General features: G+C 66.8%; 24 protein-coding genes and 1 tRNA gene. 18 read left to right on the top strand and 7 right to left on the bottom strand.

The genetic code is table 11. From position 1 onward, the window contains the following. Positions 1-76: 76 nt before the first annotated feature. The 5 genes from purU to OEJ37_RS04630 all read right to left on the bottom strand — a co-directional run bounded on the left by purU (position 77) and on the right by OEJ37_RS04630 (position 5,214). Positions 77-961 (bottom strand): formyltetrahydrofolate deformylase, encoded by an 885-nt coding sequence (purU, locus tag OEJ37_RS04650; RefSeq protein ID WP_034179051.1) that lies wholly within the window; start codon positions 959-961, stop codon positions 77-79. Positions 962-1,035: 74 nt separating this feature from the next. Beyond that, on the bottom strand, positions 1,036-1,902 hold the full coding sequence (locus tag OEJ37_RS04645) for an NUDIX hydrolase (protein WP_263343317.1): 867 nt from the start codon (positions 1,900-1,902) through the stop codon (positions 1,036-1,038). Between the two features lie 5 nt (positions 1,903-1,907). Continuing rightward, on the bottom strand, positions 1,908-2,522 hold the full coding sequence (locus tag OEJ37_RS04640) for a LysE family translocator (protein WP_152862507.1): 615 nt from the start codon (positions 2,520-2,522) through the stop codon (positions 1,908-1,910). A gap of 40 nt (positions 2,523-2,562) precedes the next feature. Further along, positions 2,563-3,129 carry an adenine phosphoribosyltransferase gene (locus tag OEJ37_RS04635; protein WP_263343316.1) on the bottom strand — a complete coding sequence of 189 codons (567 nt, stop codon included), beginning with the start codon at positions 3,127-3,129 and terminating at the stop codon, positions 2,563-2,565. Between the two features lie 78 nt (positions 3,130-3,207). Next, positions 3,208-5,214 (bottom strand): monovalent cation:proton antiporter family protein, encoded by a 2,007-nt coding sequence (locus tag OEJ37_RS04630; protein WP_174421236.1) that lies wholly within the window; start codon positions 5,212-5,214, stop codon positions 3,208-3,210. 126 nt (positions 5,215-5,340) lie between these two features. Here OEJ37_RS04630 and kdsD point away from each other — a divergent pair, with 126 nt between their 5' ends. The 11 genes from kdsD to OEJ37_RS04575 all read left to right on the top strand — a co-directional run bounded on the left by kdsD (position 5,341) and on the right by OEJ37_RS04575 (position 14,574). Next, the gene (gene kdsD / locus OEJ37_RS04625; protein ID WP_174421237.1) at positions 5,341-6,324 is read left to right on the top strand and encodes an arabinose 5-phosphate isomerase KdsD; all 984 of its coding nucleotides are present in this window, start codon (positions 5,341-5,343) and stop codon (positions 6,322-6,324) included. After that, entirely contained in the window at positions 6,324-6,860 is a 537-nt protein-coding gene (locus OEJ37_RS04620) for a KdsC family phosphatase (protein ID WP_048246956.1), read from the top strand. Before kdsD ends, OEJ37_RS04620 begins: the two co-directional genes overlap by 1 nt. A 3-nt stretch (positions 6,861-6,863) precedes the next feature. Further along, positions 6,864-7,478 carry an LPS export ABC transporter periplasmic protein LptC gene (gene lptC, locus OEJ37_RS04615; protein ID WP_096471803.1) on the top strand — a complete coding sequence of 205 codons (615 nt, stop codon included), beginning with the start codon at positions 6,864-6,866 and terminating at the stop codon, positions 7,476-7,478. A 20-nt stretch (positions 7,479-7,498) separates the two neighbouring features. After that, positions 7,499-8,164: a lipopolysaccharide transport periplasmic protein LptA gene (lptA, locus tag OEJ37_RS04610; RefSeq protein ID WP_175919423.1), complete on the top strand. Its 666-nt coding sequence runs from the start codon at positions 7,499-7,501 to the stop codon at positions 8,162-8,164. Further along, complete coding sequence (gene lptB, locus OEJ37_RS04605; protein WP_174421239.1) at positions 8,161-8,937, top strand: LPS export ABC transporter ATP-binding protein; 777 nt, start codon at positions 8,161-8,163, stop codon at positions 8,935-8,937. Before lptA ends, lptB begins: the two co-directional genes overlap by 4 nt. A 160-nt stretch (positions 8,938-9,097) precedes the next feature. Beyond that, positions 9,098-10,603: an RNA polymerase factor sigma-54 gene (locus tag OEJ37_RS04600; protein ID WP_175941339.1), complete on the top strand. Its 1,506-nt coding sequence runs from the start codon at positions 9,098-9,100 to the stop codon at positions 10,601-10,603. 157 nt (positions 10,604-10,760) lie between these two features. Beyond that, on the top strand, positions 10,761-11,120 hold the full coding sequence (gene hpf, locus OEJ37_RS04595; RefSeq protein ID WP_006477786.1) for a ribosome hibernation-promoting factor, HPF/YfiA family: 360 nt from the start codon (positions 10,761-10,763) through the stop codon (positions 11,118-11,120). 196 nt (positions 11,121-11,316) lie between these two features. Continuing rightward, complete coding sequence (locus OEJ37_RS04590; protein WP_175919425.1) at positions 11,317-11,829, top strand: PTS sugar transporter subunit IIA; 513 nt, start codon at positions 11,317-11,319, stop codon at positions 11,827-11,829. A 129-nt stretch (positions 11,830-11,958) separates the two neighbouring features. After that, the gene (gene hprK, locus OEJ37_RS04585) at positions 11,959-12,927 is read left to right on the top strand and encodes an HPr(Ser) kinase/phosphatase (RefSeq protein ID WP_006483133.1); all 969 of its coding nucleotides are present in this window, start codon (positions 11,959-11,961) and stop codon (positions 12,925-12,927) included. Between the two features lie 75 nt (positions 12,928-13,002). After that, positions 13,003-13,911, top strand: coding sequence for an RNase adapter RapZ (rapZ, locus tag OEJ37_RS04580; protein WP_152862523.1), 909 nt, complete (start codon positions 13,003-13,005; stop codon positions 13,909-13,911). 27 nt (positions 13,912-13,938) lie between these two features. Continuing rightward, positions 13,939-14,574 (top strand): LON peptidase substrate-binding domain-containing protein, encoded by a 636-nt coding sequence (locus tag OEJ37_RS04575; protein WP_174421242.1) that lies wholly within the window; start codon positions 13,939-13,941, stop codon positions 14,572-14,574. 93 nt (positions 14,575-14,667) lie between these two features. Here the strand turns inward: OEJ37_RS04575 and mutY are convergent, their stop codons facing one another. Both mutY and mutM read right to left on the bottom strand, forming a co-directional pair. After that, positions 14,668-15,774 (bottom strand): A/G-specific adenine glycosylase, encoded by a 1,107-nt coding sequence (gene mutY / locus OEJ37_RS04570; protein WP_174421243.1) that lies wholly within the window; start codon positions 15,772-15,774, stop codon positions 14,668-14,670. 24 nt (positions 15,775-15,798) lie between these two features. Continuing rightward, on the bottom strand, positions 15,799-16,626 hold the full coding sequence (gene mutM / locus OEJ37_RS04565; RefSeq protein ID WP_034179065.1) for a bifunctional DNA-formamidopyrimidine glycosylase/DNA-(apurinic or apyrimidinic site) lyase: 828 nt from the start codon (positions 16,624-16,626) through the stop codon (positions 15,799-15,801). 86 nt (positions 16,627-16,712) lie between these two features. On the opposite strand from mutM, the gene OEJ37_RS04560 reads away from it, so the two are divergent. From OEJ37_RS04560 to pth, 7 genes are all read left to right on the top strand, one after another. Continuing rightward, positions 16,713-18,536, top strand: a complete 1,824-nt coding sequence (locus OEJ37_RS04560; RefSeq protein WP_263343314.1) for a tetratricopeptide repeat protein — start codon at positions 16,713-16,715, stop codon at positions 18,534-18,536. Continuing rightward, positions 18,536-19,156, top strand: a complete 621-nt coding sequence (lolB, locus tag OEJ37_RS04555; RefSeq protein ID WP_263343313.1) for a lipoprotein insertase outer membrane protein LolB — start codon at positions 18,536-18,538, stop codon at positions 19,154-19,156. Before OEJ37_RS04560 ends, lolB begins: the two co-directional genes overlap by 1 nt. Positions 19,157-19,183: 27 nt before the next feature. Then, on the top strand, positions 19,184-20,065 hold the full coding sequence (ispE, locus tag OEJ37_RS04550; protein WP_263343312.1) for a 4-(cytidine 5'-diphospho)-2-C-methyl-D-erythritol kinase: 882 nt from the start codon (positions 19,184-19,186) through the stop codon (positions 20,063-20,065). Positions 20,066-20,120: 55 nt separating this feature from the next. After that, positions 20,121-20,197: transfer RNA gene (locus OEJ37_RS04545), tRNA-Gln, on the top strand. A gap of 44 nt (positions 20,198-20,241) precedes the next feature. Continuing rightward, on the top strand, positions 20,242-21,198 hold the full coding sequence (locus tag OEJ37_RS04540; protein WP_034179069.1) for a ribose-phosphate pyrophosphokinase: 957 nt from the start codon (positions 20,242-20,244) through the stop codon (positions 21,196-21,198). Between the two features lie 160 nt (positions 21,199-21,358). Next, positions 21,359-21,967: a 50S ribosomal protein L25/general stress protein Ctc gene (locus OEJ37_RS04535; protein WP_174421247.1), complete on the top strand. Its 609-nt coding sequence runs from the start codon at positions 21,359-21,361 to the stop codon at positions 21,965-21,967. Between the two features lie 120 nt (positions 21,968-22,087). Further along, positions 22,088-22,687 (top strand): aminoacyl-tRNA hydrolase, encoded by a 600-nt coding sequence (gene pth / locus OEJ37_RS04530; RefSeq protein WP_174421248.1) that lies wholly within the window; start codon positions 22,088-22,090, stop codon positions 22,685-22,687. The last annotated feature ends 88 nt before the right edge of the window (positions 22,688-22,775 follow it).

Raw genomic sequence — 22,775 nt, 5'->3', positions numbered from 1 at the left:
AAAACGCCGCGCCCCGAAAAGGGGGCGCGGCGTTTTTGTTTCCGGGGGCTGCCAACCGGCGGCCGGCCGATTCAGATCAGCGGAACACGACCGTCTTCGTCCCGTTCAGCACGATCCGGTGCTCGACGTGCCACTTCACCGCGCGCGCGAGCGTCACGCACTCGACGTCGCGGCCGATCGCGGTCAACTGGTCGGGCGTCATGCTGTGGTCGACGCGCTCGACTTCCTGCTCGATGATCGGGCCTTCGTCGAGATCGGTCGTCACATAGTGCGCGGTTGCGCCGATCAGCTTCACGCCGCGGTCGAACGCCTGGTAGTACGGCTTCGCGCCCTTGAAGCTCGGCAGGAACGAGTGGTGGATGTTGATCGCGCGCCCGGCGAGCTGCTGACACATGTTCGGCGACAGGATCTGCATGTAGCGCGCGAGCACGACGAGATCGGCCTGGTGCTCGTCGATCACTTCCAGCACGCGCGCTTCCTGCGCGGCCTTCGCGGCATCGGACGAACCGCCGATCAGCGGGAAGTGATGGAACGGGATGTTGTAGCTCGCGGCGAGCTGGTAGAACTCCTTGTGGTTCGACACGATCGCCGGGATCTCGATCGGCAACTGGCCGGTGCGATAGCGGAACAGCAGGTCGTTCAGGCAGTGGCCGATCTTCGACACCATGATCACGACGCGCGGCTTCACGGCCGCGTCGTGCAGTTCCCAGCGCATCGAAAACTGCTCGGCGAGCGGCGCGAATTCCTTGCGAAGTGTGTCGAGCGCCGACGCGGCATCCGTGCCGTTGCCGTCCTGCTCGAAGTGCACGCGCATGAAGAATTCGCTGGTGCGGCTGTCGCCGAACTGCGCCGAATCGAGGATGTTGTTGCTGCGCTCGAACAGAAAGCCCGAGACCGCGTGGACGATGCCGTGCCGGTCGGGGCACGACAGTTTCAAGATAAAGCTGTGATCGGTCGGCATGACCGCTACTCCCTTTGTTTCCGTATTCGTCAAATTGTCCGTTCGCGTCGCCGGGCTGCGCGTCGCGGCACGCGTCACGCGGCGGGTGCGAACAGCGCGTCGATGCCTGCCGCGTCGGCCGCAGCGAGCCAGCGATGGCGCAGCAGCATGTCGAGCGTCGCGAGGCTCGCGTCCATCGTCGCGCGGCCCTCGCGCAGCCAGCCGATCACCTCGGGTACGCCGGCCAGCAGATGCTCGGCCACTTCGCCGTCCTGGTTGCGCGGCGCGAAGTCGTGCGGCAGCGGCAGGTCGTACACGAAGATCAGTTCGGACTGCGTGCCTTCCGGCAGCGAGCACAGCACCTGCACCGCGCGGCCCGCGATCGCACGCGCCGCGAGTTCGGCCGGAATGCCGGCTTCTTCCCAGCACTCCTTCACGAGCGTCTCGTGAACGCCCAGGCCCCAGCCGATGCCGCCCGCGACGACATTGTCGAGCATGCCGGGGTCGGTAGCCTTGGTCGCGCTGCGGCGGCCGAGCCACATCTGCGGCGCGGCCGCAGCGGGCGCCTCGCCCGGCGCAACCGCACATTCTACGATGCCGTTCAGATGCACCGCATAAGTCTGCGTCCCGAAGAAGCGCGACGCGGCGCGCTCGATGTATGCGAGCGGCGCATCGTCGAAGCGGTTGCGGATTGCGTAGATCTCGTCGCGCCAGCCGGGAATCGCGCCTTCGGCCGCGAGCGCGCCGATCGCGCTCGCAAGCGCCATGCTGCGCGCGTCGACCGAATCGTAGCGCGCCGACAGCACGACGCGCTCGCCGGTCAACTCGAACACGTCGGGCCAGCGCGCAAGCTTCGCGACATCCTGACGGCGCACCCAGCCGACCGCCTGGCCGGCGATCTCGAAGCGCAGGTGCGCGGCCGGATCGAAGCGGTGCGCGGCCGCGATGCACGGAAACGTCATCGCCGTCAGTCCTTCAGCGCGACGCGGATGCCGATCGCGATAAACGTCGCGCCGGCGATCCGGTCGAGCCACACGCCGGCCTTCGGGCGGCGCTTCAGCCATGCGCCGATCATGCCGGCGCCGATGCCGAACAGCGAGAAGATCGCGGCCGTCTGCAGCATGAACAGCGCGCCGAGCTCGAACATCTGCAGCGTCACGCTCTGCGCGCCGTGCGGATCGACGAACTGCGGCAGGAACACGACGAAGAACAGCGTGACCTTCGGGTTCATCAGGTTGCCGATCACGCTCTGCCGGAAGATCGTGCCGAGCGGCTGCGGCGGGCGCGCGTGCGCGTTCGCGAGGCCCTGGCTGCGCAGCGCCTTGATGCCGATCCACACGAGGTACGCGGCGCCCGCGAGCTTCAGGATCTCGAACGCGACCGGCGACGAACGCAGCACGGCCGCGACGCCGAGCGCCGCGAGCGTCGTGTGGAACAGGATCCCGGCCGTGAAGCCGAGCGCGGCGACGAAGCCGGCCGCGCGGCCCTGCGAGATGCCGCGCGCGAGCACCTGCAGGTTGTCGGGACCCGGCGCGAACGTGATCGCGATCGAAGTGGCGAGAAACAGCATGAAGTTGGGCATCGTGACCTCGCGGCTTGACGTGAGTAAAGCAGGCCGACGTTCAGTGGCCGGCGAATTCGGTGACGGTATAGACGGGCAGTCCCGCGTTGCGCAGCAGCGCCGAGCCGCCGAGATCCGGCAGGTCGATGATCGCAGCGCCCTCGACGACCACCGCGCCGAGCCGGTGCAGCAGGTTGCGCCCCGCCATCATCGTGCCGCCGGTCGCGATCAGGTCGTCCATGATGATCACGCGGTCGCCGGGGCGGCACGCATCCTCGTGAATCTCGACCGTCGCGCTGCCGTATTCGAGGTCGTACGATTCCGAGCACGTCTTGTACGGCAGCTTGCCGACCTTGCGGATCGGCACGAAGCCGACGCTCAGCTCGTACGCGACGATCGGCGCGATGATGAAGCCGCGCGCGTCGAGGCCCGCGACGTAGTCGAGCTTCGCATCGACATAACGTTCGACGAACAGGTCGACGAGGATGCGCAGCGCCTTCGGGCTCTGCAGCAGCGTCGTGATGTCGCGGAACATCACGCCCGGCTGCGGCCAGTCGGGCACCGTGCGGATCTGGCTGTGGATGAAGGCGACCGGATCGAGCGGCGCGCCCGACGACGAATGCGGCATGAAACTCTCCGAAAAAAACGGTGCGCGAAGATCGGGCACCGTTTCGAACAAATACGGGTCAGGTTATTGAAGCGCGGCTCACGCGGCCGCGGCCGGCGGGTCGCGCCGATGGCGCGACAGCCGCTCCTCCGCGAGCGCGAGCGCCTCGGGCAGCCCGCGCAGCACGACGATGTCGCTCGCGCGCAGCTTGGTCTGCGGATCGGGTTCGACGCCGCGGATGCCGTGCCGGCGGATCGCCGTAACTTCCAGCCCGAGCGCATACAGCCCGAGCTCCTCCAGCGAGCGCCCGACCGCGTCCGCGCGCGCATCGACCGGCACCGATTGTAGCCGCACCTGCTCGTGGTCGTCGTCGTCCGCGTCGTCCGCGCCGCGGAAATAGCCGCGCAGCAGGCTGTAGCGCTCGTCGCGCATTTCCTCGACGCGCCGCACGACCTTGCGCATCGGCACGCCGACCAGCACCAGCGTATGCGACGCGAGCATCAGGCTGCCCTCGACGATCTCCGGAATCACCTCGGTCGCGCCGGCCGCGAGCAGCTTCTCGAGATCGGCATCGTCGACGGTGCGCACGATCGCGGGCAGCGTCGGCTCGAGCTCGTGCACGTGATGCAGCACGCGCAGCGCGGACGGCGTGTTCGCATAGGTGATCGCGACCGCCGCCGCGCGGTGGATACCGGCCGCGAGCAGCGACTCGCGGCGCGCCGCGTCGCCGAACACGACCGATTCGCCGGCTGCTCCAGCCGCGCTCACGCGATCGGGGTCGAGGTCGAGCGCGACATACGAAATGCCTTCCTGTTCGAGCATGCGCGCCAGGTTCTGGCCCGCGCGGCCGTAGCCGCAGATGATCACGTGGCCGCGCTGCTTCAGGCTTTGCGTCGCGATCCGCGTCATCTGCAGCGACTGCTGCATCCATTCGGTCGACGACAGCCGCATCACGATCCGGTCCGCGTTCTGGATCAGGAACGGCGCGGCGAGCATCGACAGCAGCATCGACGCGAGGATCGCCTGCAGCAGCGTCGAATCGACGAGATGCCGGTCGAGGATCAGGTTCAGCAGCACGAAACCGAATTCGCCGGCCTGCGCGAGGCCGATGCCCGTGCGCATCGCGACGCCCGGCGTCGCGCCGAACAGCCGCGCGAGCCCGGCGATCATCGTCCCCTTGAACAGGATCTGCCCGACGAAGAAGCCGAGCACGAGCAACGGATGCTCCCAGATCACGCGCGGATCGAGCAGCATCCCGGTCGTCACGAAGAACAGGCCGAGCAGCACGTCGCGGAACGGCTTGATGTCCTCTTCCACCTGATGGCGGAACGGCGTCTCGGAGATCAGCATCCCCGCGATGAACGCGCCGAGCGCGAGCGACAGGCCGAACTTGTCGGTGATGAACGCGGCGCCGAGCGTGACGAGCAGCAGGTTCAACACGAACAGTTCCTGCGAGCGGCGCCGCGCGACGACGTTGAGCCAGCGCGTCATGAAGCGCTGGCCGATGACCAGCAGCAGCGTGAGCGCGATCACGATCTTGACCGCCGCGACGCCGAGCGTCAGCGCGAGATCCTTCGACGATTCGGCGCCGAACGCGGCGATCACGATCAGCAGCGGCACGACCGCGAGATCCTGGAACAGCAGCACGCCGAAAATGTTGCGGCCGTGCTCGGTCTCGATCTCGAGACGTTCGGCAAGCATCTTCGACACGATCGCCGTCGACGACATCGCGAGCGCGCCGCCGAGCGCGACGGCGCCCTGCCACGTGATGTGCACCCAGCGCTCGAACAGCGCGCCGAGCAACAGCGCGAGCAAAAGCGTCGCGACGACCTGCAGCAGCCCGAGCCCGAACACGAGCCGCTGCATCGACCTCAGTTTCGCGAGCGAGAATTCGAGGCCGATCGAGAACATCAGGAACACCACGCCGAATTCCGCGAGATGCTCGGCGCGCTCGAGATCCGCCGCGATCCCGAGCGCGTGCGGGCCGACCAGGATGCCGACGGTCAGGTAGCCGAGCATCGGCGGTAGGTTCAGCGAGCGGAATACGACGACGCCCACCACCGAAGCCAGCAGCAGCATGAGCGTCATTTCGAGCGGGGAAATCACGGGCAAAGCGTCCTCGTTCGTCGGGGCCACCGCGAAGCGGGCGCGATGGCGTAGCGTGGGATAGGCGACATCGGACGAGTCCGAAGGCCCGGCGCGGCGAACAAACGCCTTTGCTATACTCCGCGCATGATAGCGAAAATCAATGATGATCGGGCGCTCGCGCTCGCCCGCGATGTGCTCGACATCGAGGCGGACGCCGTGCGCGCACTGCGCGACCAGCTCGACGGCGGCTTCGTCCAGGCCGTCGCGCTGCTGCTCGGCTGCCGCGGCCGCGTGGTGGTGTCCGGTATCGGCAAATCGGGGCATATTGCCCGCAAGATCGCGGCAACGCTGGCCAGCACCGGCACGCCGGCCTTTTTCGTCCACCCTGCCGAGGCCAGCCACGGCGACCTCGGGATGGTCACCTCCGACGACGTCTTCATCGGCATCTCCTATTCCGGCGAATCGGAAGAGCTCGTCGCGATCCTGCCGCTCGTCAAGCGGATCGGCGCGAAGCTGATCGCGATCACGGGCCGCGCCGAATCGAGCCTCGGCACGCTCGCCGACGTGAACCTGAACGCCGCAGTCTCGAAGGAAGCGTGCCCGCTGAACCTCGCGCCCACCGCGAGCACGACCGCCGCGCTCGCGCTCGGCGACGCGCTTGCCGTCGCGGTGCTCGACGCGCGCGGCTTCGGTTCGGAAGATTTCGCGCGCTCGCACCCGGGCGGGGCGCTCGGCCGGCGCCTGCTCACCTACGTGCGCGACGTGATGCGCACGGGCGACGACGTCCCGTCCGTCGGGCTCGACGCGACGCTGTCGGACGCGCTGTTTCAAATCACCGCGAAGCGCCTGGGCATGACCGCCGTGGTCGACGCCGACGGCAAGGTCGCCGGCATCTTCACGGACGGCGACCTGCGCCGCGTGCTCGCGCGCGACGGCGACTTCCGCACGCTGCCGATCGCCGACGTGATGACGCGCAACCCGCGCACGATCGCGCCGGATCACCTGGCGGTCGAGGCCGTGGAACTGATGGAGCGCCACCGGATCAACCAGATGCTGGTGGTCGATGCCGACGGCGCGCTGATCGGCGCGCTGAACATGCACGACCTGTTTTCGAAGAAGGTGATCTGATGAGCGCAGCGTTGACTGCAGCCGAGCGCGCGAGCCGCGTGAAGCTGATGATTTTCGACGTCGACGGCGTACTGACCGACGGCGGCCTGCTGTTTACCGCAGCCGGCGACGCGATGAAGTCGTTCAATTCGCTCGACGGCCACGGCGTGAAGCTGCTCGGCGAAGCCGGCATCGCGACCGCGATCATCACGGGCCGCCGCTCGGAGATCGTCGCGGCGCGCGCGAAGGAAATGAAGATCGCACATCTGTTCCAGGGCGTCGAGAACAAGCTCACGGTGTTCGCCGATCTGATCGCATCGCTCGGCCTCACCGCCGACGCGTGCGGCTACATGGGCGACGACTGGCCCGACCTGCCGGTGATGCTGCGCTGCGGCTTCGCGACCGCGCCCGCGAACGCGCACCCCGAGGTGATCGCCCGCGCGCACTGGGTGGCCGAGGCCCGCGGCGGCCAAGGCGCCGTGCGCGAAGTCTGCGACGCGATCCTGCGCGCGCAGCGACGCTATGACGCGCTGCTCGCGGCCGCCTGCGGAGCCTGACGGATGAATACGCATTTCCGCTGGACCCAGTTGCTGCCGCTCGCCGCGGTCGCCGCGCTCGCGGGCATCACGTGGTGGCTGCTGCAGGCGACGCTGCCGCCGCCCGGCGAAGGCACCGTGCAACCGAAGCGCCACACGCCCGACTATTTCGCGGACAACTTCTCGGTCACCGAGCTCGACCAGTCCGGCACGACCCAGTACAGGCTGACGGCCGCGAAGCTGATCCATTACGAAGACACCGAAAACAGCGACCTGACCGATCCGGCCATGCGCGCATTCCAGCCCGGCAAGCCGGTCGTGACGACCACCGCGAAGCGCGGCACCGTCAATGGCGACGTGTCGATCGTCGATTTGTACGACGACGCGCGGATCCTGCGCGCGGCCGGCGGCGGCGATCCGCAAATGCAGGCCGATTCCCAGCATTTCCGGATCTTCGTCAATGACGATGTGATCCAGACCGAAAAGCCGGTTAAACTTCAGCGCGGCCTGTCGCTCGTCAACGCGACCGACGGCATGAAGTACAACAACGTCACCCGGGTCATCGAGCTTTACGGCAACGTGCGCGGCACGATCGCCGCGGCGGACACGTCCGGCGGCTCGAAAGGTCAACCCAAGTGACGCTTCCCTCACGTGACTGCATGAACGAACCGTTCCCTCGACAGATTTCCGGCGGCGCTGCGCGCGCCGTCCGCGCCGCGCTCGCCGCGACGCTCGTGGCGCTCCCGTTGATCGGGCTGGCGCCGCTCGCCCATGCCGAGAAGGCCGACCAAAACAAGCCGATCAACGTCGAGGCCGACAACCTGACCTATGACGACCTGAAGCAGGTCACGGTCGCGACCGGCAACGTCGTGATCACGAAGGGCACGATCATCATCAAGGGCGATCGCGTCGAAGTGCGCCAGGATCCGGAAGGCTATCAGTACGCTACGTCGTTCGGCAGCGGCAAGAAGCACGCGACGTTCCGCCAGAAGCGCGAAGGCCTCGACGAATACATCGACGGCGACGCCGAGCGCATCGACTACGACGGCAAGCAGGACCTGACCACGCTGACGACCGCCGCAACCGTGCGCCGCCTGCAGGGCACATCGACCATCGCCGATACCGTGCACGGCAGCGTGGTCACGTACGACGGCCAGCGCGATTTCTACACCGCCAAGGGCGGCAAGGACGTCGCCGCGCCGGGCAACCCGAACGGCCGCGTGCGCGCGATGCTGTCGCCGAAGAACGGCGGCCCCGCTCCGCTGAACGGCGCGCCGGCGAAGCTGTCGCCGTCGACCACCATCCAGGGAGCGCCAGGCCAATGAACGCGCTTCCGAACCGCCAGCCGGCCGGCACCACGAGCTCGCTCGTCGTCCGCAACCTGAAGAAGCGCTACGGCTCGCGCACGGTCGTCAAGGACGTGTCGCTCGACGTGAAGAGCGGCGAAGTCGTCGGCCTGCTCGGCCCGAACGGTGCCGGCAAGACCACGTCGTTCTACATGATCGTCGGCCTCGTGCCGCTCGACGCGGGCGAGATCTCGCTGAACGGCAGCTCGATCAGCCTGCTGCCGATCCACAAGCGCGCGTCGCTCGGCCTGTCGTACCTGCCGCAGGAAGCGTCCGTGTTCCGCAAGCTGACCGTCGAGGAAAACATCCGCGCGGTGCTCGAGCTGCAGTACGGCGAAGACGGCAAGCGGCTGTCGAAGGACGGGATCGCGTCGCGCACCGAAGCGCTGCTCGACGAGCTGCAGATCGGCCACCTGCGCGAGAACCCCGCGCTGTCGCTGTCGGGCGGCGAACGACGCCGTGTCGAGATCGCGCGCGCGCTCGCGACCAACCCGAACTTCATCCTGCTCGACGAACCGTTCGCCGGCGTCGATCCGATCGCGGTGCTCGAGATCCAGAAGATCGTCAAGTTCCTGAAGCAGCGCAACATCGGCGTGCTGATTACCGATCACAACGTCCGCGAAACGCTCGGCATCTGCGACCACGCCTACATCATCAGCGACGGCTCGGTGCTCGCCGCCGGCGCGCCGAGCGACATCATCGAAAACGAAAGCGTGCGCCGCGTGTACCTCGGCGAACACTTCCGCATGTAACTTCCTCCTCGTGGCTGGCTGCACCCCGCCCGGCATGGCCGCGCGGGGCCGCGCCCCGCTTCGCGGCCATGCCCGCGGCCGGGCGGCGCGCCGCGCGTAATCGCGGATGGCTCAACGCGCCTGGGTCGTGGCAAACTGCCGGTATGACTCCCTCCTTGCCATGAAAGCCAGCCTTCAACTCCGCCTGTCGCAACATCTGGCGCTGACGCCCCAGCTACAGCAGTCGATCCGGCTCCTGCAGTTGTCGACGCTCGAATTGCAGCAGGAAGTCGCGATGGCCGTCGCGCAGAACCCGCTGCTCGAGAGCGATGACGAATGGATCGCGAGCCCGCTGCGCGTCGCGGCGGACGGATCGCTGATCGCGCAGACACCTCCCGGCCAGAACACCGAGCCGGCCTCGGCAAACATCGGCAGTTCGTCGGGCGATCGCGCGGAGCGCGACGAGCCGGCCGGCGCCGACGAATACGACGGTTATGCGTCCGGCGACGGTAACGACGGCCCGCAATGGAATCTCGACGAATTCGGCCGCTCGAGCGGCGCGTCCGACGATGACGATCTCCCGCCGCTGCAGGTGCAGGAAGCCGCGACGTCGCTGCGCGACCACCTGTCCGCGCAGTTGCGCGTCACGCAGGCCAGCCCGCGCGATCGTGCGCTCGTGATGTTCCTGATCGAATCGCTCGACGACGACGGCTACCTGACCGCCACGCTCGACGAAGTGCTCGCCGACCTGCCGCCCGAACTGGAGATCGACTGCGACGAACTGAACGCGGCGCTCGCGCTGCTGCACAGCTTCGACCCGGCCGGGGTCGGCGCCCGCTCGGCCTCCGAATGCCTGAAGCTGCAGTTGCTGCGCCTCGATCCGTCCCCGACGCGCACGCTCGCGCTCGAGATCGTGTCGCAGCATCTGGAACTGCTCGCCGCACGCGACTTCACACGGCTGCGCAAGCACCTGAAGGCGAGCGACGACGCACTGCGCGACGCGCATGCGCTGATCCGCTCGCTCGAGCCGTTCCCCGGCGCCGCGTACGGCAGGGCCGAGGCCGACTACGTCGTGCCCGACATCATCGTGAAGAAGGCCGGCCAGGGATGGCTCGCGGAGCTCAATCCGGAGGTCGTGCCGCGCCTGCGGATCAACAACCTCTACGCGAACATCCTGCGCAACAGCCGCGGCGATCCGTCGACCGGTTCGCTGAAGCAGCAGCTCCAGGAAGCGCGCTGGCTGATCAAGAACATCCAGCAGCGTTTCGACACGATCCTGCGTGTCGCGCAGGCTATTGTCGAGCGTCAAAAGAATTTCTTTGCGCACGGTGAAATCGCCATGCGCCCCTTGGTTTTGCGGGAAATTGCTGATACGCTGGGCCTACACGAGTCGACTGTCAGCCGTGTGACAACCGGGAAGTACATGCTGACCCCGTTCGGGACGCTTGAATTTAAGTACTTCTTCGGATCTCACGTTTCGACCGACACCGGTGGCGCCGCCTCGTCGACCGCCATCCGAGCCCTGATCAAGCAACTGATAGGAGCTGAAGACCCAAAATCGCCACTTTCGGACAGCCGCATTGCCGAGCTGCTGGCAGAACAGGGTTTCGTGGTCGCGCGCCGCACGGTTGCCAAATATCGCGAAGCTCTCAAGATCCCGGCAGTGAATCTGCGCAAGTCTCTTTAGCCTGCTGCCTGCCCGGCGGCAGGCGTGTTCCGGCCACCGCGCACTCGGGGAACAAGCCGGGCGACCTGTCCACGATACGCCGCCTAGTGCGGCACGGGCAAGTCGACCGGAGCGCCGCCTCGATGCGGCCGGGTGGTCACTCGCTTGGAGAAGCACTATGAACCTGAAGATCAGTGGACATCATCTCGAAGTCACGCCTGCAATTCGCGAATACGTGATCACCAAGCTGGACAGGGTGCTACGGCATAGCGATCAGGTGATCGATGGCACTGTGATCCTCTCGGTCGACAACCACAAGGAAAAGGACAAGCAGCAGCGCGCGGAAATCAATCTGCACCTGAAGGGCAAGGACATCTTCGTCGAAAGCGCAAACGGCAACCTGTACGCCGCGATCGATCTGCTGATCGACAAGCTGGATCGCCAGGTCGTCAAGCACATGGAGCGCCTGCAAACGCACGCGCACGACCCGATCAAGCTTCAGCCGTCGATCGACCAGATCGAACTGCCGCCGCAATAACGGTCACCGCAACACGCACGCCGCCCGGTTCGCCGGGCGTTTTTTTTGCGACTCCGCGCACGTGGTGCGGCCGGTCCGTCCATGCTGCGCCACGCACGCGGCTGTGCTCTATAATGTCCCGGTTATCGCCGGGGGGCGTTGGGTGCGGTAGCTGCGTTGCAGGATGCCGATGCCAAATGCCTTGATATCGCCGCACATGGAAAATCAGTCTGCCGCCGCAAGGAGACCCCAGGCCGCCCAATCGCCTGTCAACATGAATCGCCTAGCCAAAATCCTGCCCCTAGAGAACGTCGTCATCGACCTCTCGGTCACCAGCAAGAAACGCGTGTTCGAACAAGCCGGGCTGATGTTCGAGAATCAGAACGGCATCGCCCGCAGCACCGTCACGGACAATCTGTTCGCGCGCGAACGCCTCGGCTCGACCGGGCTCGGCGAAGGCGTCGCGATTCCGCACGGGCGCATCAAGGGTCTCAAGCACCCGCTCGCCGCGTTCGTCCGGCTCGCCGACCCGATCCCGTTCGAAGCGCCCGACGGCCAGCCGGTCGGCCTCCTGATTTTCCTGCTCGTCCCCGAGCAAGCCACCCAGCAGCACCTCGAAATCCTGTCGGAAATCGCGCAACTGCTGTCCGATCGCGACGCGCGCGAGCGTCTGCACAACGAAACGGATATCGCCGAGTTGCATCGCCTGCTCACTCAGTGGCAACCTTGAGTTGATCCGGGCGGAATATTTTCCCTCACGAGGCGGCACGCGCCGCCGTCCAGGGCCGCCCGGCGCCGGCCCGGCATGGCGACGTCCGTCGCCGCGCGCATGCACCGGCTCATTGGAGTGACGAGAGTCATGGATACGTCCAGCATCAACGCCCAGAGCATCTTCGACGACAACGCGGCCACGCTGAAGCTGAGCTGGCTGACGGGGCATGAAGGCTGGGAGCGCGGCTTTTCGGCCGACACGGTCGGCAATGCGACGTCGAGCGCCGACCTCGTCGGCCACCTGAACCTGATCCACCCGAACCGGATCCAGGTGCTGGGCGAAGCCGAAATCGACTATTACCAGCGCCAGACCGACGAAGACCGCTCGCGCCACATGGCCGAGCTGATCGCGCTCGAACCGCCGTTCCTCGTCGTCGCCGGCGGCGCCGCGGCGCCGCCCGAACTCGTGCTGCGCTGCACGCGCTCGTCGACCCCGCTGTTCACAACGCCGATGTCGGCCGCCGCGGTGATCGACAGCCTGCGGCTGTACATGTCCCGCATCCTCGCGCCGCGCGCGACGCTGCACGGCGTATTCCTCGACATCCTCGGGATGGGCGTGCTGCTGACCGGCGATTCTGGCCTCGGCAAGAGCGAGCTCGGCCTCGAACTGATCAGCCGCGGCCACGGCCTCGTCGCCGACGACGCGGTCGACTTCGTCCGTCTTGGCCCCGATTTCGTCGAAGGACGCTGCCCGCCGCTGCTGCAGAACCTGCTCGAAGTGCGCGGCCTCGGCCTGCTCGACATCAAGACGATCTTCGGCGAGACCGCCGTGCGGCGGAAAATGAAGCTGAAGCTGATCGTCCAGCTCGTGCGGCGCCCCGACGGCGAATTCCAGCGCCTGCCGCTCGAAAGCCAGACCGTCGACGTGCTCGGTTTGCCGATCAGCAAGGTCACGATCCAGGTCGCGGCCGGCCGCAACCTCGCGGTGCTCGTCGAGGCCGCCGTCCGGAACACGATCCTGCAGTTGCGCGGAATCGACACGTTGCGCGATTTCATGGATCGGCAACGACTCGCGATGCAAGATCCCGACAGTCAGTTCCCCGGCAAACTGGTGTAACCCGCACGCGCCGGCCGCGCAACGCCGACGCGTCGAGCCGGTGCTATGATGAAACGTCAGGATTCTCTGCTTCCCATGCGCATCGTCCTTATCACCGGCATCTCCGGCTCAGGCAAGTCCGTCGCGCTGAACGCGCTCGAAGACGCAGGCTATTACTGCGTCGACAACCTGCCGCCGCATGTGCTCCCCGAACTCGCCCGCTACCTCGCCGAGGATGGCAAGCGCCGGCTCGCGGTCGCGATCGACGCGCGCTCGAGCGCATCGCTCGATGAAATGCCCGGCCTGATCCGCGAGCTGTCGCGCGAGCACGATGTCCGCGTGCTGTTCCTCAACGCAAGCACCCAGGCGCTGATCCAGCGCTTCTCCGAAACGCGCCGCCGCCATCCGCTGTCCGGCTCGCTGTCGCACGATGCGGACGTCGGCCTGCTGTCGTCGCTCGAGGAAGCGATCGAGCGCGAACGCGACCTCGTCGCGCCGCTCGCCGAATTCGGCCACCAGATCGATACGAGCACGCTGCGCGCGAACGTGCTGCGCACATGGGTCAAGCGCTTCATCGAGCAGAAGAACAACGACCTGATGGTGATGTTCGAGTCGTTCGGCTTCAAGCGCGGCGTCCCGCTCGACGCCGATCTGATGTTCGATGTGCGCGCGCTGCCGAATCCGTATTACGACCACGAATTGCGCCCGCTCACCGGGCTCGACCAGCCGGTCATCGCCTTTCTCGACGCACTGCCGATCGTCCACCAGATGATCGACGACATCCATGCGTTCCTGTTGAAATGGCTGCCGCACTTCCGCGATGACAACCGCAGCTACCTGACCGTCGCCATCGGCTGCACGGGCGGCCAGCATCGCTCGGTATTCATCGCGGAAACGCTCGCCGCGCGCCTCGCGCACGAGGCGAACGTGATCGTGCGGCATCGTGACGCGCCAGTGGATGTCGACGCGTCGTCGCGGCTCGTCTCCGAGGTCGACCGACCCTAGCGACACCCGCCCCTTCGTCAGCGCGCCATGTCCTCCCTATCGACCACCCTGATCGACCTGCCGCTGTTTCCGCTGCACACGGTGCTGTTTCCGGGGGGCCTGCTCCCGCTCAAGGTGTTCGAGGCACGCTATCTCGACATGTCCCGCGCGTGCCTGCGCGACAACGCGCCGTTCGGCGTGTGCCTGTTGAAGAGCGGGCCCGAAGTCGCGCAGGACGGCGCCGTGTCGGTGCCCGAAACCATCGGCTGCATGGCGCGCATCACCGAGTGCGACACCGGCGAATTCGGGATGCTGTATCTGCAGGCGGTCGGCACGCAGCGTTTCGAACTGCTGTCGTATCGCGTTGAAGGCAACGGGCTGCTGGTCGGCATCGCGGAACCTCTGCCCGACGACATCCCGCTCGAAGGCGAGCAGGCGCTCGCGCAGTTCGGCTCGTGCGCCGAAGTACTCGAGCGCATCATCGGCGCACTGAAGAAATCCGAGCCGGGCAAGCTGCCGTTCGGCGAACCGTTCCGCCTCGACGATCCGAGCTGGGTGTCGAACCGCCTCGCGGAACTGCTGCCGCTCGACCTGCGCGCGCGACAAAAGCTGATGGAGTTTCCGGACGTCGGCGCACGCATCGACGCCGTGCACCACGTGCTCGACCGGCACGGCTGGCTGTAAGCGCCTCCGAAAGGTCGTCCTTCGGCGCAGAAAAGCTGCGGCGACCCGGCGTTTTCTCAAGTGCGCGGCCCGCGCCGCGCCCTTTCCTCTTCGTTACAGCAGCGGCCCGCTCAGTGCATCGAGCAGCTTGCGCACAGGCGCCGGCACGCCGTACGCATCGAGCCGGCTCAGCGGCACCCACGCGGTTTCCGCGTCCCGTGCCTGCGACGGCAGGCCGCCGCCGTCCGCCATGTCGCTCAATCGCGGCTCGATCTCGAGCCGGAAATGCGTGAACGTGTGCGTGAACGGCGCAAGCGGAACCGGGCCGCCGCCGCCGAAGCCGTGCGCAAGCTCCGCGAGCGCGGCGTCGCCGTCCGCTTGCGGCAGGCTCCACAGGCCGCCCCAGATGCCGGCCGGCGGCCGCCGCTCGAGCAGCACGGCGTCGCCATCGCGCAGCACGAGCATCCAGGTCTTGCGCGTCGGCACGGCCTTCTTCGGCCGCGCGGCCGGCAGTTCGCGCTGCCGGCCCGTCGATTGCGCGACGCAATCGCCCGCGAACGGGCAACGCGCGCAATCGGGCTTGCCGCGCACGCACAGCGTCGCGCCGAGATCCATCAGCCCCTGCGTATACGCGCTTACGTCCGCCGCGTTCGCGGCATCGGGCAACAGCGATTCGGCGAGCGCCCACATGTCGTTCTCGACGCGCTTCTCGCCCGGAAAGCCCTCGACGCCGAACACCCGCGCGAGCACGCGCTTCACGTTGCCGTCGAGGATCGTCGCGCGCGCACCGTACGCGAACGACGCGATCGCCGCGGCAGTCGAGCGGCCGATGCCCGGCAGTTCGGCCAGCGCGTCGGGCGTCGCCGGAAATGCGCCGCCGTGCTCGGCGACGACGACCTGCGCGCAGCGGTGCAGGTTGCGCGCGCGCGAGTAGTAGCCGAGCCCCGCCCACAGCGCCATCACGTCGTCGACCGGCGCGGCCGCGAGCGCGGCGACGTCGGGGCAGCGTTCGAGAAAGCGTGCGTAATACGGGATGACGGTCGACACCTGCGTCTGTTGCAGCATGATTTCCGACAGCCAGATCCGGTACGGATCACGGGTGTTCTGCCACGGCAGGTCGTGGCGGCCATGCTCGCGCTGCCACGCGATCAGGCGCGTGGCGAACGTGCGGTGCAGCGGCGTGACGGGGAACGGAGCGGGGGCGATGCGGGGCGGCTTCAAGTTATCTAATCGCGGAAAAAGGTTTCAACGCTGGCAGGTCGCACAGAAATAGGTCGACCGCTGGCCCTGCACGATCTGGCGGATCGGCGTGCCGCATACGCGGCAGGGCTGGCCGGCACGGTCGTAGACGAAGCAGTCGAGCTGGAAATAGCCGCTTTCGCCGTTGCTGCCGACGAAATCGCGCAACGTGCTGCCGCCGCGCTCGATCGCATCGGCGAGCGTCGCGCGCACTGCGTCGGCCAGCCGCTCGTAGCGCGGCAGCGAGACCTTGCCGGCGGCTGTCGTCGGCCGGATGCCGGCGCGAAACAGGCTCTCCGACGCATAGATGTTGCCGACGCCGACGACCATGTCGCCCGCGAGCAGCGCCTGCTTGACCGACACCGTGCGGCCGCGCGTGCGCGCATGCAGCAGCGCGCCGGTGAACGCCGGCGAGAACGGCTCGACGCCGAGGCTCGCGAGGAGCGGATGCGCATGCACGTCGCCCGCTTCGCGCGGGTGCCACAGCACGGCGCCGAAGCGGCGCGGATCGCGGAACCGCAGCACGAACTCGTCGAAGATCCAGTCGATGTGGTCGTGCTTCGCGGCAACCGGCACGCCGGCCGCGGGCAGCACGCGCAGCGTGCCCGTCATGCCGAGATGGACGATGAACCAGCCCGCGTCGACCTCGAACAGCAGGTACTTGCCGCGACGTTCGACGGCGAGCACCTCGCGTGCGCGCAACTGCTCGGCGAGCCCTGCCGGCACGGGCCAGCGCAGCATCGCGGTACGGACGTCGACACGCTCGACGCGGCGGCCCGCGACAAAGGGCTCGATGCCCCGGCGCGTGACTTCGACTTCTGGCAACTCTGGCATGATTTGCGGGTCTGAGGCTGGATTCACGATCGTGCGTGTATTGTAGCGAGCGCGTTACAATCGGTTGAAACATCGAACGGATTTCCATGACTCTGCCCTCGAAGCTGCTTCAGAAGCGCCCCGCCGCCGCGCGCGGCGCGCGCGCCTTCCCGGTCCGTCGTGCACTCGGCGCCGCGCTGTTTGCCGCCTGGACCCTCACCGCCTTCCCGGCTCACGCGCAGGATCCGGCATCGGACGACGCGGAGCCGCAGGGCGCGTTCGAGCATGTGATGCCGGACGAGCAGAAGAATCTCCCAGGCGTCCCGCTGACGAGCCAGATCGTCTACCAGGTGCTCGCGGCCGAGGTCGCGCTCCAGCGCAACCAGCCGGCGCCCGCGTACCAGACCTACCTCGCGCTCGCCCGCGACACGCGCGATCCGCGCATGGCGCAGCGTGCGACCGAGATCGCGCTCGGCGCGCAGAGCCCGGCCGACGCGCTGTCCGCCGCGAACCTGTGGCGCCAGTACGCACCGGATTCGAACCGGGCGTCGCAGGTCGACGCCGCGCTGCTGGTGCTCGCCGGCAAGCCGGCCGACGCGCAGCAGATGCTCGCGCGCGAGCTGGCCCGCGCAACCGGCGAGACGCGCGGCCCGGCAATCCTCGCGCTGCAGGCGCTGCTCGTGCGCGGCCCCGATCGCGTCGGCGGCCTCGCGGTGCTGAAGGACATGCTGAAGAACGACATGAACCGGCCCGAGGCGCAGCTCGCGATCGCGCGGCAACAACTCGCGGTCGACGACAAGGACGGTGCCGCTCAATCGCTGAAGCAAGCGCTGCAGCTTCGCCCCGACTACCTGCCTGCGGCCCTGATGCTGTCGCAGATGGGGCCGGCGGAACGCGCGGCGGGCATCGCATCGTTCGAGAAATATGTTCAGCAGAATCCGAAGTCGCGCGACGCGCGGCTCGCGCTGTCGCAGCTCTATCTCGCCGACGATCGCCTCGACGACGCGCAGAAGCAGTTCGAGACCATGCGCAAGCTCGACTCGAAGGATCCGACACCGCTGATGGCGCTTGCGCTGATCAAGATTCAGCAGAAGAAACTCGACGAAGCGACCGCCTACCTGAAGCAGTACGTGCAGCTCGGCGACAAGCAGCCGAACCTCGACGTCGGCCAGGGCTACATCTACCTCGCGCAGATCGCGATCGACCAGAACAACGACGCGCAGGCGTCGCAATGGCTCGACAAGGTCGACCAGGCGAGCCAGCACTATCTCCCCGCGCAGATCACGCGCGCACAGTTGCTGCAGAAACAGGGCAAGACCGACGAGGCGCGCAAGGTGCTCGACGACCTGCCGATCACGGATCCGCGCGACGCGGCCGTGGTCGCGCGCACCGACGCGTCGATCCTGTTCACCGCGAAGCGCTATCCGGAAGCCGAGGCACGGCTCGGGCAGGCGGTCCAGGACTTCCCGGACGATCCCGACCTGCGCTACGACTACGCGATGGCGGCCGAAAAGACCGGCCACTACACGACGATGGAAAAGCAGCTGCGCGAGCTGATCCGCACGCAGCCCGACAACCCGCAGGCGTACAACGCGCTCGGCTATTCGCTCGCCGACCGCAACCAGCGCCTGCCCGAAGCCAGCAAGCTGATCGACAAGGCGATGACGCTCGCGCCGAACGATGCCTACATCATGGACAGCCTCGGCTGGGTGAAGTACCGGATGGGCGACACGGCCGGCGCGGCGAAGGTCCTGCGGCACGCGTACGAACTGCAGCCGAACGCCGAAATCGGTGCGCACCTCGGCGAAGTGCTGTGGAAGAGCGGCGAGCAGGACGACGCGCGTTCTGCGTGGCGTGCCGCGCAGAAGCTCGAGCCCGACAACGAAACGCTCGTGCAGACGCTGAAGCGCCTGCAGATCAACGGCCTCTGATGCAGATGTTCCCGATGCCTTCCCTGTCCTCCCGCGCGCAGCGCACGCTGGCCGCAGCCGGCGCGGCGCTCGCGCTCGCCGGCTGCGCGAGCACGCCGCCGCAGGCAAGCGCGCCGACGGACGCGGTGCTGCAGACCGCCGCGACGCATGCTTACCATGGCCGCTTCGCGGTGCAGTACGACGACCGTCTCGGCAAGCAGCAGAACGTGTACGGCAACTTCGACTGGCAGGAGCACGGCGACGACGTGTCGCTCGAGCTGCGCAGCCCGCTCGGCCAGACGCTCGCGGTCGTGAAATCGACGCCGCAGGCGGCGTCGCTCGAGCTGCCGAACCGTCCGACGCAATTTGCGACGGACGTCGGCGACCTGATGCAGCGAACGCTCGGCTTCGCACTGCCGCTCGCGGGCCTGCGCTACTGGCTGCTGCCGACGCCCGCGCCCGCGACGCCGGCGGAGACGGTACGCGATCCGGCCGACGGCACGCACGTCAAGCAGATCCGCCAGGACGGCTGGACGATCGACTACCTTGCCTACGCGGACGCCCCGGCCACGGGCGTCAAACGCGTCAACCTCGTGCGCGCGATGCCGCCGCTCGACATCAAGCTCGTACTCGATCAGTGAGTACGTGCGCCTAGCCCCGACACAAGCATGACCGATTCGACCCGCTCGCTGCGCAACTGCCTTGCGCCCGCGAAACTCAACCTGTTCCTGCACATCACCGGCCGCCGCCCGAACGGCTATCACGACCTGCAGAGCGTGTTCCAGCTGCTGAACTGGGGCGACACGCTGCACTTCACGCTGCGCGACGACGGCCGCGTCGCACGCGTCACCGACGTGCCCGGCGTGCCCGAGGAAAGCGATCTCGTCGTGCGCGCGGCCAACCTGCTGAAGGCGCACACGGGCACCGCGTCAGGCGTCGACATCGAGATCGACAAGTGCCTGCCGATGGGCGCCGGCCTCGGCGGCGGCAGCTCCGACGCGGCAACAACGCTGCTCGCGCTGAACCGCCTGTGGCAACTCGACCTGCCGCGCACGGAACTTCAGTCGCTCGCGGTGAAACTCGGTGCAGACGTCCCGTTTTTTATTTTTGGAAAAAATGCGTTCGCAGAGGGTATCGGAGAAGAATTAGCTGAGGTAGAATTGCCGACTCGCTGGTTCTTGGTTGTGACGCCACGCGTTCATGTCCCGACCGCTGAAATATTTTCAGATGAGTTGTTGACAAGAGATTCGAAGCCCGTCACAATTGCTGACTTTCTTGCACAGCAAAACAGCGATGCGGGCTGGCCAGATAGCTTCGGCCGGAACGATATGCAGCGAGTTGTGACAAGTAAGTACGCGGAAGTTGCGCAGGTGGTCAAATGGTTGTATGATGTGACCCCCGCGAGGATGACCGGCTCCGGAGCAAGCGTGTTTGCAGCGTTTCGCAGCAAACGCGAGGCAGAAGCGGCAAAAGCCAAGCTGCCCGCCAGTTGGAACGGCGCAGTTGCCGAGAGCCTGAGCGAGCATCCGCTCTTCGCTTTCGCGTCATGAAGTTTTACTTTGCCGGATGGCCTACACGAATCCGGTGAAGTTATCAGTTAAGTGTAGGGGAGTCGCCAAGTTGGTCAAGGCACCGGATTTTGATTCCGGCATGCGAGGGTTCGAGTCCTTCCTCCCCTGCCAAAAATTTTCCCGCATTTCCCGCCTAAGCCTGAAGCAGGTGCACGATGAGCAGCCATGACGGCCTGATGGTTTTTACTGGCAACGCGAATCCCGCGCTCGCCCAGGAAGTCGTCAACATTCTTGGAATCCCCCTCGGCAAAGCAATGGTCAGCCGTTTCTCCGACGGCGAGATCCAGGTCGAGATCCAGGAAAACGTACGTGGCAAGGACGTCTTCGTCCTGCAATCCACGTGCGCACCGGCGAACGACAACCTGATGGAACTGATGATCATGGTCGATGCGCTCAAGCGCGCATCCGCCGGCCGGATCACTGCAGCCATCCCCTACTTCGGCTACGCCCGTCAGGATCGCCGCCCGCGTTCGGCGCGCGTCGCGATCTCGGCGAAGGTCGTCGCGAACATGCTGGAAATCGCCGGCGTCGAGCGGATCATCACGATGGATCTGCACGCCGACCAGATTCAGGGCTTCTTCGACATCCCGGTCGACAACATCTACGCAACGCCGATCCTGCTGGGCGACCTGCGCAAGCAGAACTACTCGGATCTGCTCGTCGTGTCGCCGGACGTCGGCGGCGTGGTGCGTGCCCGGGCACTCGCGAAGCAGCTCAACTGCGATCTCGCGATCATCGACAAGCGTCGTCCGAAGGCGAACGTCGCCGAAGTGATGAACATCATCGGTGAAGTCGAAGGCCGCACCTGCGTGATCATGGACGACATGGTCGATACGGCCGGCACGCTCTGCAAGGCCGCGCAAGTGCTGAAGGACCGCGGTGCGAAGCAGGTGTTCGCATATGCGACGCACCCCGTGCTGTCGGGCGGCGCCGCCGACCGCATCGCCGCATCGGCACTCGACGAGCTGGTCGTCACCGATACGATCCCGCTGTCGGCCGAATCGCTGGCGTGCTCGAAGATCCGCTCGCTGACGAGCGCGAGCCTGCTGGCCGAGACGTTCTCGCGGATCCGCCGCGGCGATTCGGTGATGTCGCTGTTCGCGGAATCCTGATCGCGAGTCGACACAACAAAGCATGCGCAGAAAGCGAAGCGGCAACGCTTCGCTTTTTGCACAATCGGACGGGATAGACGAAACCCCGCCGTTTCATCGGGGGCCGCCGTTTGACGGCCCCGTTTTACTGCCTGGTCGCGGGCAGCCATTGGAGAATCACATGAAAGTCGTCGCTTTCGAGCGCCAACAGCAAGGTACGGGTGCGAGCCGCCGCCTGCGCAACGCCGGTAAGACCACGGGTATCGTTTACGGCGGCGAAGCAGCCCCGCAAAAGATCGAACTCGATCACAACGCCCTGTGGCACGCGCTGAAGAAGGAAGCCTTCCACTCGTCGATCCTCGACCTCGAAGTGGCCGGCCAGTCGCAGCAGGTTCTGCTGCGCGACGTGCAATACCACCCGTTCAAGCAACTGGTGCTGCACGTGGACTTCCAGCGCGTTGACGCGAAGAAGAAGCTGCACACGAAGGTGCCGCTGCACTTCCTGAACGCTGAAGTCAGCCCGGCCGTGAAGCTGTCGAGCGCGGTCGTTTCGCACGTCGCGACGGAAATCGAAATCGAGTGCCTGCCGGCTGCGCTGCCGGAGTTCCTCGAAGTCGACCTGTCGAAGATCGAAGCCGGTCAGTCGCTGCACGCGAAGGACATCACGCTGCCGAACGGCGTCGCGCTGGTCGCGCACATCGACGCGGAAAACCCGGTTGTCGCATCGGCGACGGTCCCGGCTGGTGCCGTGTCGGACGCAGCAGGCGAAGGCGAAACGCCGGCTGCCTAAGCGGCTGCCTACGCGCCCGATCGATCCGTTTCACGAAACGGTCGACGCAACCCGCCGCGGCTTGCCCGGCGGGTTTTTCTTTTTCTGCGCCCAGGCGGCAGCCGCCGCCTTCGAAACGTCATGATCAAACTGATCGTCGGCCTCGGCAATCCCGGGGCGGAATACACCGCGACGCGCCACAACGCCGGCTTCTGGCTGATCGACCAGCTCGCCCGCGAAGCAGGCACGACGCTGCGCGACGAGCGTCGCTTCCACGGCTTCTATGCGAAAGCGCGCCTGCATGGCGAGGAAGTGCACCTGCTCGAGCCGCAGACCTACATGAACCGCTCCGGCCAGTCGGTCGTCGCGCTCGCGCAATTCTTCAAGATCCTGCCCGACCAGATCCTCGTCGCGCACGACGAGCTCGACCTGCCGCCCGGCACCGTGAAGCTGAAGCTCGGCGGCGGCAGCGGCGGCCACAACGGCCTCAAGGACATCTCCGCGCACCTGTCGACGCAGCAATACTGGCGGCTGCGGATCGGCATCGGTCATCCGCGCGACCTGATTCCGGAAAGCGCGCGCGCCGGCGCGAAGCCCGACGTCGCGAACTTCGTGCTGAAGCCGCCGCGCCGCGAGGAACAGGACGTGATCGATGCGTCGATCGAACGCGCGCTCGCCGTGATGCCGATGGTCGTCAAGGGCGAACTCGACCGCGCGACGATGCAGCTGCATCGCAACTGATCGCGCATCGCACCGGCCCGGTGCATCGTGCCGTCCGGCCTCACCGGGCGGCACGCCTTTCCCACCGTGACGCGCACATGCGGTAATC

The organism is Burkholderia sp. BKH01, from assembly GCF_025685725.1.
In the GTDB taxonomy this organism is placed as follows: Bacteria; Pseudomonadota; Gammaproteobacteria; order Burkholderiales; family Burkholderiaceae; genus Burkholderia; species Burkholderia pyrrocinia_C.
Note: the sequence above shows the minus strand (reverse complement) of the source record. Positions and strands in the feature narration are given on the sequence as shown.